18 protein-coding genes are annotated in these 13,794 nt (G+C 41.1%); all 18 read left to right on the top strand.

Going from position 1 to position 13,794, the window contains the following annotated elements; all coding sequences use genetic code 11:
- The 18 genes from lpxK (at nt 1) to G0029_RS09960 (ending at nt 13,772) form a co-directional block, all read left to right on the top strand.
- A complete protein-coding gene (gene lpxK / locus G0029_RS10045) occupies nt 1-1,014 on the top strand; it encodes a tetraacyldisaccharide 4'-kinase (RefSeq protein ID WP_180077630.1) in 1,014 nt (337 codons plus the stop codon).
- A 3-nt stretch (nt 1,015-1,017) separates the two neighbouring features.
- Nucleotides 1,018-1,779 carry a 3-deoxy-manno-octulosonate cytidylyltransferase gene (gene kdsB / locus G0029_RS10040; protein WP_180106666.1) on the top strand — a complete coding sequence of 254 codons (762 nt, stop codon included), beginning with the start codon at nt 1,018-1,020 and terminating at the stop codon, nt 1,777-1,779.
- 13 nt (nt 1,780-1,792) lie between these two features.
- Nucleotides 1,793-2,776 (top strand): DNA polymerase III subunit delta', encoded by a 984-nt coding sequence (locus G0029_RS10035; protein ID WP_180059027.1) that lies wholly within the window; start codon nt 1,793-1,795, stop codon nt 2,774-2,776.
- 15 nt (nt 2,777-2,791) lie between these two features.
- Nucleotides 2,792-3,133, top strand: a complete 342-nt coding sequence (locus G0029_RS10030) for a PilZ domain-containing protein (protein WP_111885061.1) — start codon at nt 2,792-2,794, stop codon at nt 3,131-3,133.
- 31 nt (nt 3,134-3,164) lie between these two features.
- A complete protein-coding gene (locus tag G0029_RS10025; protein WP_180022528.1) occupies nt 3,165-3,938 on the top strand; it encodes a TatD family hydrolase in 774 nt (257 codons plus the stop codon).
- Nucleotides 3,939-3,980: 42 nt separating this feature from the next.
- Nucleotides 3,981-4,595 carry a TetR/AcrR family transcriptional regulator gene (locus G0029_RS10020; protein ID WP_078193665.1) on the top strand — a complete coding sequence of 205 codons (615 nt, stop codon included), beginning with the start codon at nt 3,981-3,983 and terminating at the stop codon, nt 4,593-4,595.
- 9 nt (nt 4,596-4,604) lie between these two features.
- The gene (locus G0029_RS10015; RefSeq protein WP_078193664.1) at nt 4,605-5,162 is read left to right on the top strand and encodes a type II secretion system protein; all 558 of its coding nucleotides are present in this window, start codon (nt 4,605-4,607) and stop codon (nt 5,160-5,162) included.
- Nucleotides 5,152-5,544, top strand: a complete 393-nt coding sequence (gene gspI, locus G0029_RS10010) for a type II secretion system minor pseudopilin GspI (RefSeq protein ID WP_078188947.1) — start codon at nt 5,152-5,154, stop codon at nt 5,542-5,544. The genes G0029_RS10015 and gspI overlap by 11 nt, the downstream gene beginning before the upstream one ends.
- 46 nt (nt 5,545-5,590) lie before the next feature.
- Nucleotides 5,591-6,220 carry a type II secretion system minor pseudopilin GspJ gene (gene gspJ / locus G0029_RS10005; RefSeq protein WP_180109748.1) on the top strand — a complete coding sequence of 210 codons (630 nt, stop codon included), beginning with the start codon at nt 5,591-5,593 and terminating at the stop codon, nt 6,218-6,220.
- A 39-nt stretch (nt 6,221-6,259) separates the two neighbouring features.
- Nucleotides 6,260-7,207, top strand: a complete 948-nt coding sequence (gspK, locus tag G0029_RS10000) for a type II secretion system minor pseudopilin GspK (RefSeq protein ID WP_180106660.1) — start codon at nt 6,260-6,262, stop codon at nt 7,205-7,207.
- A gap of 130 nt (nt 7,208-7,337) precedes the next feature.
- Entirely contained in the window at nt 7,338-7,934 is a 597-nt protein-coding gene (locus G0029_RS09995) for a 6-pyruvoyl trahydropterin synthase family protein (RefSeq protein WP_078193661.1), read from the top strand.
- Nucleotides 7,935-7,970: 36 nt separating this feature from the next.
- Nucleotides 7,971-8,684, top strand: coding sequence for a uracil-DNA glycosylase (gene ung / locus G0029_RS09990; RefSeq protein WP_111885056.1), 714 nt, complete (start codon nt 7,971-7,973; stop codon nt 8,682-8,684).
- Entirely contained in the window at nt 8,681-9,802 is a 1,122-nt protein-coding gene (locus G0029_RS09985) for an enoyl-CoA hydratase/isomerase family protein (protein ID WP_078188941.1), read from the top strand. The genes ung and G0029_RS09985 overlap by 4 nt, the downstream gene beginning before the upstream one ends.
- Before the next feature lie 7 nt (nt 9,803-9,809).
- Nucleotides 9,810-10,361 carry a tRNA adenosine(34) deaminase TadA gene (gene tadA, locus G0029_RS09980; protein ID WP_078188939.1) on the top strand — a complete coding sequence of 184 codons (552 nt, stop codon included), beginning with the start codon at nt 9,810-9,812 and terminating at the stop codon, nt 10,359-10,361.
- Nucleotides 10,362-10,387: 26 nt separating this feature from the next.
- A complete protein-coding gene (locus G0029_RS09975; protein WP_180106658.1) occupies nt 10,388-10,819 on the top strand; it encodes an SRPBCC family protein in 432 nt (143 codons plus the stop codon).
- Between the two features lie 17 nt (nt 10,820-10,836).
- Nucleotides 10,837-11,520 (top strand): (d)CMP kinase, encoded by a 684-nt coding sequence (cmk, locus tag G0029_RS09970; protein WP_078193656.1) that lies wholly within the window; start codon nt 10,837-10,839, stop codon nt 11,518-11,520.
- A gap of 107 nt (nt 11,521-11,627) precedes the next feature.
- A complete protein-coding gene (gene rpsA, locus G0029_RS09965; RefSeq protein ID WP_078193655.1) occupies nt 11,628-13,307 on the top strand; it encodes a 30S ribosomal protein S1 in 1,680 nt (559 codons plus the stop codon).
- Nucleotides 13,308-13,469: 162 nt separating this feature from the next.
- Entirely contained in the window at nt 13,470-13,772 is a 303-nt protein-coding gene (locus G0029_RS09960) for an integration host factor subunit beta (protein WP_067767464.1), read from the top strand.
- Nucleotides 13,773-13,794: the final 22 nt, after the last annotated feature.

Below are 13,794 nucleotides of genomic sequence, written 5' to 3'. Positions count from 1 at the left end.
ATGTCTTTTGCACAATTGATTCAGGATGCTTGGAATGAACAGGCAAAGTGGCTCATTGTGTTTAGACCTTTGTCATGGCTTTATCGTGGCGGCTTTTTACTCAATAAAAAACTCTATCAATCAGGTATTAAGCAAAGCTATAAAGCGCCTATTCCAGTCATGGTCATTGGAAACATTACAGTGGGTGGAAGTGGCAAAACCCCATTGCTCATTCACTTGGTCAGTTATTTAAATAGCTTAAACCTGCGTGTTGGTGTGATCAGTCGTGGCTATGGTGGTCAAGGACCATTTCCGGCTTATGTCGATTTAGACTCGACGGTTGAAATGGTGGGGGATGAACCTAGCTTAATTGTTCAATCTACTGGCGTGCCAATGGCGGTCGGTCCAAACCGCCAGCAAAGTATTGAGTTGCTGCTATCCAAGCATGAATTGGATTTGATCATTTGTGATGATGGCTTGCAGCATTGGGCGCTTCAACGTCAGCTGGAGTGGATCGTGTTGGATAATAACCGTGGTTTAGGCAATGAAAAATTATTACCCGAAGGTTATTTGCGTGAACCGAAAAAGCGCCTTGCCAGTGGAACGGTCATTGAGCATTCAGCAGATCCAAGTTCTCCACTGAATATGCACCTAGAAGCGGCGCAGCCTTATTTGCTCAATAAAGATCTTGTGACGACATTTGATGCAAATAAAGATTTTTATGCTGTGGTGGGTATCGGCTTTCCGCAACGCTTTTATAAAACCCTAGAAAACATGGGGATTCATCAATTTCAATGTCATGAATTCCCAGATCATTATGAATATGAACTGAGTGATTTGCAGTTTGAAGATGCCAATCCAATCATTACCACTGAAAAAGATGCAGTTAAAATTTTAGCGATCCTCAAAAATAATCCAGATTTTAAAAGAGAAATATGGGTTGTTCCTGTAGATGCAGTGTTATCACCTGCGTGTTATGAAACTTTGCATGCGCAGTTGAAACAACTGGGTCTGAAACTTCCCGAAGGCATTTAATTTATGAAACATATTGTTATTCCTGCACGTTTTTCAAGTTCACGTTTACCAGGTAAGCCATTGCTTGAAATTCATGGCCGTCCGATGATTTTACGTGTGGTCGATCAAGCCAAAAAAGTTGCAGGATTCGATGACCTTTGTGTCGCTACAGATGATGAGCGTATTGCAGCAGTATGCCGTGCGGAAGGGGTTGATGTGGTATTGACCTCTACAGAGCATCCATCTGGGACAGATCGTTTAAGTGAAGTTGCACGTATCAAAGGTTGGGCAAGTGATGACATTATTGTCAATGTGCAGGGCGATGAACCTTTGCTTCCCGCTCAATTGGTAAAACAAGTTGCACAATTACTCGTTGATCAGCCGACATGTTCAATGTCGACACTCTGCGAGCCGATTCACAGTCTAGAAGAATTTCAACGTGACAGCATTGTCAAAGTGGTGATGTCAAAGCACAATCAAGCGCTGTATTTCAGTCGTGCGACTATTCCTTATGACCGAGACGGTGCAAAGCAAGCTGAAAAAAACTTGCATGATCAAGCTTTTCGTCATTTAGGACTTTATGCATACCGCGTAAAACTCCTTCAAGAATATGTCACTTGGGATATGGGTGTGCTAGAAAAATTAGAAAGCCTTGAACAATTACGTGTTTTGGAAAATGGTCATCGTATTGCCATTGCTGTGGCAGAAGCGAACCTACCACCGGGCGTAGACACTCAAGCTGACCTTGATCGTTTGAACCAAATGGATGTTTCAAACTTCGAATAAGGTTAAATGATTTATGCAAAATGAAATTGTGGCGCAAGTGTACCCTTGGCAGCAAAATACATGGAATACATTAACCAGCCGTTTTCCACAACTGGGACATGGCGTGCTTTTGTATGGCAAAAAAGGCTGTGGTAAAGAGGCATTTGCAAAACAATTTCTTGCTTGGGTGCTGTGTCAAAAACGTGATGAGCGAACTGAGCCATGTGGTGAGTGTGGGAGTTGCCAGTGGTTAAAGTCAGATACACATCCAAATTTTGTCCACATCAGCACAGATGAAGACAATAAAAAGCAAAATGCCAAAATTAAAATCGAAAAAATTCGTGATTTATTGCCCTTTGTACAGCAAACCGTAGATGGTTGGCGAGTTGTGTTGATTGAGCCCGCTGAAGCATTAAACATTGCGTCATCAAATGCATTGCTGAAAACACTTGAAGAGCCTGGCGAACGCATTGTGATTATGTTGTTGGCAGAGCATTATTTGAAATTACCGGCAACCATTCGTAGTCGAATGCAGCACTATGCATTGGATCGTATTGAACCCGAACAATCACAGCAATATTTACAGCAGCATTTGCCCGATAGTGGTGAAACCCAGCGCAAAGTTCTCATGAACTTAGCCAGTCAAATGCCATTACAAGCAATTTCATTGGCAAGTAGCGAATGGCTAAATATGCGCCAAGAGTTTCTACAAGATTGGCAAAAACTTGTGACACAAAAAAACATGCCGATGGCAATTGCGACAAAGTGGAATAAAGCACTGAGTTTTAGTGATTTTAGTCAAATGTTTGAATACTTGTTGTCCGATATAATTTGTGTCAAGCTAAATCAATCCATAAAAAATATAGATTTGGATTTTGGAGTGTTGGCAGAGCAATATTCGCTCGAAACACTCTTTGGGATTTATACAGAATTACAGCAGTCTAAGCGGTTCATCGAGCAGAACGTACAGGGGAATCTGGTCGTAGATGAGCTTTGCATCAAACTGATGAATGTTTAATTAAGGGGAAACATCATGCAACCACGTATGGGCGGGATTGTTCACGCTAATATTCCAGATGTGGAAACACTTTTTGCGAGCTACATGCCTTATGTCGTTGGTGGCGGTTTATTTGTACCATCAAAGCAAGCTGTGAAAATGGGTGATGAGGTTTTCTTATTGGCGACTTTGCCTGAACAAAGTATAAAAATTCCTTTGACAGGAAAAGTGATTTGGATTTCGCAAAAGCAAAATGGCATTAAACCACAAGGCTTTGGAATTCAATTAAGCGGCGAAAAAGGCGTTTATTTCAAAACAGAAGCAGAACGTTTGCTTGCAGGGCTTAAATCTGAGGGGCGTAGAAGTTACACTATGTAGTTACAACAGTGAAGACTTGTAGGTACATATTGTGTTTGTAGATACCCATTGCCATTTAACCATGCTTGACTTAAGCCCTTATGAGGGTAATTTAGATCTTGCATTGGATCAGGCTCGTCAAGCCGGGGTCTCAAAATTTATGAGTATCTCGGTTGATCTAGATGACCATATCGAACTTTCAAAAATTGCTTCACGTCATGCCGATGTGGGTTATTCCGTTGGGGTGCACCCATGTGAAGATCCTGCAACGATGGCTCGGGCAACAGAAGAATATCTCATTGAATTAGCACAACCTGAAAAGGTTTGGGCGATTGGTGAAACAGGGCTGGACTATTTTCATAGTACCGACTTTGTTGCAGAGCAAAAAGAATGTTTTGCCCGCCATATTCGCGCATCGCAAGCCGTGAAAAAACCGGTGGTTGTACATACTCGTTCTGCAAAGCATGATACGGTGGATATTATCCGTGCAGAGAAATCTACTCACGGTATTTTGCATTGTTTTACTGAAGATTGGGAAACGGCAAAAGCTGTCTTAGATTGTGGTTATTACGTGTCATTTTCAGGCATTGTTTCTTTTAAAAATGCACAAGATTTGCGTGATGTGGCCAAGCAAGTACCACTGGATCGCGTGCTGATTGAAACAGATAGCCCATACCTTGCACCGATGCCCTATAGAGGAAAGTCTAATGAACCAAAATACGTTCCTTATGTAGCCAAAGCCTTAAGTGATGTATATGATAAGTCAATTGAAGAGATGGCTTTCATTACAATGCAAAACTTTGAAAATCTCCTCAATCTTAAGTAAATAATTTGAATTGATATAAGAGTAAGAGAGTATAGGGTGAAGATGGATCGTCAAGCTCAGTTTAGAGCAAGAGAGGCATTAATTTTCCAAGTGGCAGAGCAGCTGCTATTGGAAAATGGCGAAGCAGGGATGACACTAGATGCGCTAGCGGCAGAACTCGACTTGGCAAAAGGGACGTTATATAAACATTTTCAAAGTAAAGATGAACTATATATGTTGCTCATTATTCGTAATGAACGCATGTTATTGGAAATGATTAAAGACACCGATAAAGCTTTTCCTGAACACCTTGCTTTCTTTATGTTGCATCACTTACATCACCCAGAACGTACAGTGTTGTTTCATCAAATTGAAGAGCGTTTATCGACAACGGGTGTGGGTATTCAACACTTGTTTAGTGAACTTTATCAAGTGCGCAAACAACGCCTACGATTGATCATTCGTATGACTGAGCATTATTTGGAGTCGATTCAAAGTAGCATGCCAGTACGTGATTATCTTGCTTCGATTTGGTCACTTACACATGGCGCTGCAGCAATTTTGAACTCTAGTTTTTATCAGCGTTATTTGGGTTCAAGAGACACCTTGCGGGTTGCTTATATTGATCAAGCCTTGGCCTTACCAAAACAAGTGCATGCGGTTGCTCAATTCGCTTAAAGGCTGCTTATGAAAAGTGCATCACCATCATCGGTTCGTGGCTTCACCCTCGTAGAATTGATGGTGGTGATTGTGATTATGGGCATCATGGCCTCATTGGTACTTTTAAATATTGGTGGGACAGATCAACGCAAAGCCATGCAAGCACGCGAAGTGTTTGTGATGGATCTGAAACGAATTTTACGTGATGCAAATGATCAAGCTTTGATATTGGCTTTACAGCAAAAAGCTGGAACGGATGTCAATACGCAAAGCTATGCGGTACAAGAATATTTACCAGAACAAAAACGTGTAGAAAATAGTATTTTAAATCAAAATAATAAATGGCAAAACTATAAAGATTTTGAAACCCGAGTATTACCTGAAAATGTCTCTTTTACAATTCAGCCTTTAGATCAGCAGTATGAAAATGCCAATAATGATGATTTGTTAAATACCAATGCACCCAAGTTGATATGGTTGGGCAATGGTGAGGTAAAGCCTGTGCGTATACAGTTTTATTTTGAAGAACGTCCCATTGGTAATGAAATCGAAATTGATCATTTAGGGAAAGTCAATGCGGGCTAAAGGGTTTACGCTACTTGAAGTCATGGTGGCATTGGCGATTTTTGCGACGGCGGCAATGGCTTTGTCTAATGTTGCGATGCAATATACACAGTCGACAGCACACGCAATTTTAAGAAATAAAGCACAATTCGTCGCGTTGAATGAAATCGCTAAGATGGAAATCAATCGTGAATGGATGACAGGTACTGCATCTAAACAAGTCACTGAACAAGGCGAACAATGGCAAATTGACAAAAAAGCCCAAGCCACCATTAGTCCAAATGTACAACGTATTGATATCCAAGTGAGTTTGATGAATGCTGAAACAGGCGATGTTGAAGCAGGGATTAGCAGTTTGGTGTTCTTTAACTATAAGGCTCCGTTGGATGAAAATAATAACTAGAAAAAAACGTACATCTCAAGATATGCCTGTGCTTGTGCAGCAAGGAATGAGGAATCGAGCAGGATTTACCTTAGTTGAGCTTTTGGTTGCGACTGCTATTTTCGCAGTGCTGTCTGCTTTGGGCTGGAAGGTCTTTGATTATGTCTCAAAAGTTAAAGAGCGAAACGCAACCCATGAAGTAAGGCTCAGTCAGTTGCAAGATGCCCATCAGCAAATACTCAGAGACACTGTACAAGCTGTGCCGTTAACTGCCAATATTAATGGAGATATTCAACCAGCGTTAGTATTGCAAAATGGCCGATTTAATTTCAGTAAGACAGGTGTCACTGATCCATTAAATCAGGGCATTGCACCTGACGAGCGAGTGGAATATCAATACAAAGCTGATGAAAAAAAATTGTATCGGCTAAAATTTAAAAATCTCAACCAAACGGGGCATGATCAGCCAGATTCGAGTGTTTTACTGGATAATGTTGAACAATATAAAATCACGGTACTCAATCCAAATGAGTTAGAGAATTGGCCAGATGCTGCCGCTGATTTGAATAATGAAAAAACCATTCAACTGTTACCGCGGGGTATCAGGATGCAGCTCACAGTTGATGGGACAAACTACGAATGGTTATTCAGTTTGTTAAATACTGATTTTTTATTGGATAAAAATAAGAATGGTTAGCGGTCAGGTAGTAGAGTCATTTGAAGTTCGGAGTTGCGTATGAAACAGCAACGTGGCATCGCTTTGTTAACTATCCTGATGATGGTAGCTTTGGCAACCATAGTTGCAGCAGGCATCGCAAAACAACAAGCCCATACTTCTGAAAATACCGCTTATGTGATGCGCCAAAATCAGTCGTTGTTATATGCGAAAAGTGCCGAAGCATTTTTTGCTGAACTTTTAGTAAATGATGCCGAAAATGCAGGGCAGGTGGATCACCTCCAAGAAAATTGGGCTCAGCCTATGCCCGCCTTTCCAGTGGAAGGTGGAACTGTTGCAGGTGTGCTGCAAGACGAATCTGGAAAATTTAACCTCAATAGTTTGGTTTCAGAAGAGGGTGTGGTAAATGACAAAGCAAAGCTATGGTTTGAAAAAATATTGCAGCGTGTTGGTTTACCCGCAGAATTAAGTCAAGCCGTGATTGATTGGCAAGATGAAAATGATGAGACCTCTGGCCCGATGGGAGCAGAGCTGGCGTACTATCGTGGTTTAAATAATGCGGCATTACCGCCAAATGCAAAATTTCATAGTGTGGAAGAACTGAAATCAGTCCGTGGTTTTGAAGGTGCTCAATATAAACTGATTGCGCCCTATGTGAGTAGCTTGCCCTCGCATGAAACAACGGTAAACATTAATACCGCTCCTGCATTTTTGTTAGCGACCTTGGATGATCGTTTAGATGTCAATGCAGTTGAGCAAGCTTTGCAACAAAAAGCTGCCAAATTTGAACATTTCGAAAATATCAATGATTTATGGGCAATGGAGCCATTTGCACAGGTGAGCACAGAAAATAGGGAAGTTTTAAATTCACAATTGGGTGTGCAGTCGAACTATTTTAAAGCGCAAATTGAAATTATTTTAAATGAAAGAAAGCGTCAATTTACCAGTGAGTTAGTGCGAAAAGATAAAGATGTATATGTGGCTTTTCGCAGTATGGCACCATTTTAGGTCTTAAAGGTTGCTAAATTTTCATGATGCCTTTTCCCAATTGTGCTGAATAGCAAAATTAATGCCTCTTGTTAGACTTTTGCATTATAATCTCTGAGAACCCATAGATTATTTGATTGCATTACGACACATGTTAATTCGTAAGTTATTTAAGTTTGAAAACGCGCATATCGTGCGTAATTGCACGTCAGACCGTTGCAAACGTTCCATTCATGGACACAGTTATAAAGTCGAACTATTACTTAAAGCGTCGAAACTTGACCATGGACAAATGGTTTACGATTTTGGTTTGCTCAAAGGGGTAATTAAAGACTTATTTGACAGTTTTGATCACGCGATTTGTTTTTGGCAACACGATGATGCTGAGTACATTCGTGCCTGCAAACAGTTCAGTGCACGTTGGGTTGAACTACCTGTATCGCCTTCAGCAGAGCAGTTTTCACGAATCTTCTTTTACTTAGCACAACAAGTTCTAAAATCAACAGAAACTCAAAATGGTGAGGGTGATGTTGAGGTGTATTCTGTGATCGTGCATGAGACAGACACAGGCTATGCGCAAAGCTTCTTAGAAGATATCGACAACGCACAAATGGGGTTGTTGCAGTTAGATCAAATTGTCTTCTCCGAACAGGTTCAGTCGGAATGGAACGATACTCAAATGTATGAAAAATTAAAACAGGGTCAAAAATTTTTAAACCCTGCAGTTGATTTACAAGTTAGAATTTAAGTAAATATTTGGTTTTATTAGGATTGGTTAACAGTGATGTCTTTAACAGAAGAGCAACAAGCAAAACTCGCTAAAGTGCAGCTTGAGCCTAGCTGGAAATATGCCCTAAGTGAGTTTTTGCTTAGCCCTCGCATGGATGAGTTAAAAGACTTTCTGCTACAACAAATCAAACAGGATAAAGTGATTTATCCACCGAATCCGCTGATCTTTAATGCCCTAAACACGACGCCTATGGCAAATGTAAAGGTGGTGATTTTAGGCCAAGACCCTTATCATGGGCCAAATCAGGCACATGGTTTAAGCTTTTCGGTACAAAAGGGGGTTGCATTACCACCTTCTTTACGTAATATTTTCCATGAGTTAAATGCTGACCTCGGGGTTCCTGTGTCAAAACATGGGGACTTAACACGCTGGGCAGAACAAGGTGTCTTGCTTTTAAATGCGGTACTGACTGTTGAGGCTGGGCAACCAACTTCACATCAAAAACGTGGCTGGGAAGATTTTACAGACCATGTGATTGATGTTTTAAATGAACAACGTGAGCATATTGTCTTTATTTTATGGGGGGCATATGCACAGCGTAAGGGACAACGCATTGACCAAAATAAGCACTTAGTGCTAAAAGCCGCGCATCCATCTCCTTTGGCTGCAAACCGCGGTGGATTTTTTGGTTGTAAGGTGTTTTCAAAAAGTAATAATTATCTTAAACAAAATGGCATTGAGCCAATAGACTGGCAGCTGGACGCATGACTTATTCTCCCGTTTCAAAAAATTATCACCCAGATCTGATTGTTGAAGAAGCGAAAAAGGGCTGGCGCATTGTTCGCTTGAATCGCCCAAAATCGCTTCATGCATTAGATGAATCAATCTGTACAGCGTTGCTTGAAGTCTTTCAGGACTTTCAACACGATGATGCTGTAAAGGCGATTTGGTTAGATTCCACTACGCCAAAAGCATTTTGTGCAGGTGGCGATGTACGCAAATTGCGACAATTGGTGGTCAATGATGAAGTTGAAACGGCGAATAAATTCTTTGAACAAGAATATGCCCTAGATTTGCTGCTGCATAATTATGCAAAGCCGATTTTAGTTTGGGGTGAAGGTTATGTCATGGGTGGTGGTTTAGGTCTGTTTATGGCCGCACCTTTCCGTTTGGTAACACCTTATTCACGTTTAGCAATGCCTGAAATTAATATCGGTTTGTATCCAGATGTGGGTGCGACGCGTTTCCTTGCTGATCGTGGTGCCATTGGGTTGTTTACTGGGTTAACTGGCTCTATTATGACCGCAGCAGGTGCTTATGGTATCGGTTGGGCAACGCATATTTGTGATGCACAGCGTGATAACGTACTTGAAACTGTCATCAATATTGATTGGGATCATTATCCAGCTGGCGATTTTCGTGCCATTGATGACACTTTAAATAGTATGCATCGTCCTGTGGGGCCTGGCCCATTACAAAATTCTTTGGATGTGATTCAAAGTGTGTGCCGTGGGCATAATTTTGAACATGACTATGAATCAATTATTGGTTTAAGCGATGCACGCAGTGATTGGCTACGTCAAGCCAGTGAAAATCTACAAAAAGGTTCACCTGCAACAGCAGCATTAACATGGTTATTGTGGCAGTGGGGCAAGCAAGTGCATTCTTGGAATGAAGTGTTTGAACTGGAAACCCAAATTTCGGATTGGAAAATTCGTCATGCAGACTTTGTGGAAGGTGTGCGCGCCCGTCTAGTCGATAAAGACTTATCTCCAGAATGGAAAAAAGGTACAGATCTTTCCCTCAAAGGAATTCTGGCTGATGAGCCTCCTGTAACCAATATTGACAGTTGGAATGCGCTGTTAAGACAGTATGGTGTAATTTAATTAATTGATGTCTGAACCAAACTTATATAGTGATGAACATTGGATGCAGCTTGCTTTTGAGCAGGCTGCACAAGCTGCCGAATTGCAAGAAATTCCTGTAGGCGCAGTCATTGTGAGTCAAAATCAAGTCATAGGTGCAGGGTTTAATGCGCCGATTTCTCTGAAAGATCCCACCGCACATGCGGAAGTACAAGCTTTGCGTCAAGCTTGTTTAAATATCGATAATTACCGGTTACCTGACGATGCAACCTTATATGTAACTTTGGAACCATGCACAATGTGTGTGGGCGCTTTGGTACATTCAAGAATAAAACGAGTGGTATTTGCGACGACTGAACCTAAAGCAGGTTCTTTGGTCAGTTCGCGTCAATTATTAAATTCAGGCTACTATAATCATATCTTTGAGTTTGAGCATGGTTGCCTACAAGAGCAATGCTCCCAACAATTAAGTGATTTTTTTAAAATGCGTCGTGAACAAAAACGACTGATGAAGTTACAGGAAAAAGCCACTTTGACTGAACTTAATTTAAAAAATCAAGTAAACTCTACTGACAATTAATATTGTCAAATAAAATAGGGTACACCATGAAATCCATTCAAGTAAAAAAAGAATTTAATGCACCGGTCGAGCAGGTTTTTGAATTACTTTCAAAACATTCGACCTATAACGTGGCTTTTGCGCCGATTCAAGTGGTGCGCGTAAAAGATTCAGCAGATCCTGAACGTCCTGATGGTGTGGGTTCTGTGCGCCGTATGGGCTTTGGGCCAGTGAAGCCGTTACAAGAGCAAATTACCTTGCTTGAGCCAAACCGATGTATTGAATATAAAATTATTAAAAACCCATTGGTGAAACATCATTTGGGCGTGATTCAATTCGAAGCGATTGATACTGCGCGTACTTTAGTCACTTATACGATTGAATTACAGGCGCGTGCGCCATTCGTTAGTCAATTAATCCTTGCGCAACTGAAGTCAGCGATTAAAATTGGTTTTTCAAAACTTGCAAAAACCGTATAAACAAAAGTGGAAGAGCAATGACAGTTCAAATCATTACAATTGATGGCCCAAGTGGCTCAGGTAAAGGAACACTGGCAGCAAAAATTGCGGCACATTATCAGTTCCACTTACTCGACTCAGGTGCGTTATATCGTCTGTTGGGATTGTCATTGCATAAGCAAGACTTAATTGATGCATTAGACTCAAAGCTCGATGAATGCGTAAAAATTGCAACAAATTTAGACATACAATTTGTGACAAATGAAGCAGGTGTTTCGGTGCTTTTAGATGGTGAGGATGTCTCAAAAGTTATCCGTACTGAGAGAGTTGGAGAGTTTGCTTCAAAAGTTGCTGCAATTCCTGCACTTAGAACTGCGCTTTTAGAACGTCAGCATGCCTTTGCTCAAGCACCTGGTTTGGTTGCAGATGGTCGTGATATGGCAACTACGATTTTTCCAAATGCCCAAGCCAAGATTTATTTAACGGCTTCTGCTCAGTCCCGTGCGGAGCGCCGTGTAAATCAGTTGCAGGCTATGGGCGTGGATGTTAAAATAAACGACATTTTAGCTAATATCGAAGCGCGTGATAAGCGAGATATGGAACGCGCAGTCGCTCCACTCAAGCCTGCGCCAGATGCTTACTTCATTGATAGTTCAACTTTAAGTATTGATGAAGTATTCACGCTGATGACGAATTACATCGATCAGCAATTAGCAAACTAAAGAATTTTCAGCAGAAGCATAGCTTGATCAGTCTTATACGGACTATGTAGACGCTTAATTAAACCGGCCTTGTCTGATCCAAGACCGCTGACTTTACTAGGTATATCATGACCGAATCTTTTGCAGCCCTCTTTGAAGAAAGCGAATTAAACCTCAACGTTGAAAAGGGTGCTGTCATCCAAGGCGTTGTAGTAAGCATCGACTCTGACTGGGTAACAGTTGACACTGGCCTTAAATCAGAAGGTATTGTTGACCGCGCTGAATTCTTAAATGAACAACGTGAACTTGAAGTTCAAGTTGGCGACACTGTTGATGTAGTTGTTGAAGCTCTTGACAACGGTATGGGTCAAACAGTTTTATCACGTGAAAAAGCTAAACGTGCTGAAACTTGGACTAAACTTGAAAAAATCTTTGAAGACGGCGAAATCGTTACTGGTGTTATCTCTGGTAAGGTTAAAGGCGGTTTCACTGTTGACATCGGTCCAGTTCGTGCGTTCCTTCCAGGTTCTTTAGTTGATACTCGTCCTATTCGTGATACTACTCACTTAGAAGGTAAAGAGTTAGAATTTAAAGTAATCAAACTAGATGCTAAACGTAACAACGTTGTTGTATCTCGTCGTGCTGTTATGGAAGCTGAATCTTCAGCTGACCGTGAAGCTCTTCTTGCTCAGCTTGAAGAAGGTCAAACAGTTACTGGTACTATCAAAAATCTTACTGACTACGGCGCGTTCGTTGACCTTGGCGGTATTGATGGTCTTCTTCACATTACTGACATGGCTTGGAAACGTATCAAGCATCCTTCAGAAGTTGTTGAAGTTGGTCAAGAAGTTACTGTTAAAGTACTTAAATTCGACCGCGAACGTAACCGCGTATCTTTAGGCCTTAAACAATTAGGCGAAGATCCATGGTTAGCGATCATGAACCGTTACCCTAAAGGTTCTATCGTTAAAGCTCGTGTAACTAACTTAACTGACTACGGTTGCTTCGCTGAAATCGCTGAAGGCGTTGAAGGCTTAGTACACGTTTCAGAAATGGACCACACTAACAAAAACATCCACCCATCTAAAGTTGTTCAGATCGGTGACGAAGTTGATGTTATGGTTCTTGAAGTTGATGAAGAGCGTCGTCGTATTTCTCTTGGTATCAAACAAACTCGTGCTAACCCATGGGAAGAGTTTGCTAAAGAACACGACAAAGGTGAAAAAGTTTCAGGTACTATCAAGTCAATCACTGACTTCGGTATCTTCATCGGTTTACCAGGCGGTATCGATGGTCTAGTTCACTTGTCTGACATTTCTTGGAACGAACAAGGCGAAGAAGCTATCCGTCGTTACAAGAAAGGTGACACAGTTGAAGCGGTTATCCTTTCAGTAGACGCTGAAGGCAACCGTATCAGCCTTGGCATCAAACAAATGAACAGCGATCCGTTCAACGATTTCTTAGCTGCTAACGAACGCGGTGCGCTTGTTAAAGGTACTGTAACTGCAGTTGACGCTAAAGGCGCTACTGTTAAGTTAGCTGACGAAGTTGAAGCGACTCTTAAAGCATCTGAAATCAACCGCGACCGCGTTGAAGATGCAACGAAGTTCCTTGAAGTTGGTCAAGAAGTTGAAGCTAAAATCATCAACGTAGACCGCAAATCACGTTCTATCAACTTGTCTATCAAAGCGAAAGACGAAGCTGAAGAAAAAGAAGCAGTAGCTAACTTGAACAAGACAGCTACAGCAACTTCAGACAATGGTCCTAAGACTATTGGTGATTTGATCAAAGCTCAAATGAACCACTAAGTAAGTGTTTGAATTGTATTGTTAATGTAAATTAATTAATATATTTTACACAATTACTGTAACGGTAGCGTAGTAAGTGATTATTACGCTACCGTTTTGTATTTAAACAGGTTATTATCGTGAAACTGATCCTAGGTAGCTTGATAATTAAAGAGGTCGCAGATGACTACTGAAGCACTTAATAAGTCTGACTTAATAGAGCGTATTTCTCTTAAAAACCCACACTTAGCTGAACCCTTAGTGGAAGAAGCCGTTAAGATAATGATCGATCAAATGATCGAAGCTTTGTCTACAGACAACCGAATTGAAATCCGTGGTTTTGGTAGTTTTGCATTACATCACCGTGAACCACGTGTGGGTCGTAACCCAAAAACCGGCAAATCAGTTGAAGTTGCAGCAAAAGCTGTACCGCACTTTAAACCTGGTAAAGCTTTACGTGATGCGGTAAACGAATCTGCAAACTAATTTAAAACATAGTTAGGGGTGT

The organism is Acinetobacter sp. YH12138 (assembly GCF_015218525.1).
GTDB classification, from domain to species: Bacteria; Pseudomonadota; Gammaproteobacteria; order Pseudomonadales; family Moraxellaceae; genus Acinetobacter; species Acinetobacter amyesii.
This window is presented reverse-complemented; position numbering and strand designations above follow the sequence as displayed.